Origin of the sequence: Sulfitobacter sp. G21635-S1 (assembly GCF_027213915.1) — a bacterium.
Taxonomy (GTDB): domain Bacteria; phylum Pseudomonadota; class Alphaproteobacteria; order Rhodobacterales; family Rhodobacteraceae; genus Sulfitobacter.
On record NZ_JAPWGV010000086.1, the window covers coordinates 1 to 374 of the forward strand.

The 374-nt window shown below is 59.1% G+C and carries 1 protein-coding gene; it reads right to left on the reverse strand.

Annotated elements, in window-relative coordinates; all coding sequences use genetic code 11:
- On the reverse strand, positions 1 to 374 hold a 374-nt coding region (locus O4H53_RS27015), incomplete at both ends, for a DUF3164 family protein (protein ID WP_269368098.1).

Here is a 374-nt window from a genome sequence, read left to right on the forward strand (position 1 = left end):
GCGCTGTTGATCTTGCCCTCCTTGTCGGTGTTGAAAGCGTCGGTCACGAGGCCGCGCAGTTCCGCCCGCGCATCCGCTGACCATTCGTTCAGACACTCGTCGAACAATTCCTTGGCGACCTGCATTTCAGGGCCGAAATCAATACGATCGGATACTGCCACCTTGATCATGTAGAGCCCGTCGACGGTCATCAGCGTCTTGTTGCCTTTGCGCCCGCCGATCTTCGCGTCGTACTCTTGGGCGAGCAGCGCCTCGAAGCCGCCGATGTCGGAGAAGGTATGCGCCTTGAACCGGCTGACCTGTTCGGAGAGCGGCAAGGCATAGCTGATGATTTTGCGCACCGTCTCGTCCTCGAGCAGATGCTGCGCCTTGAT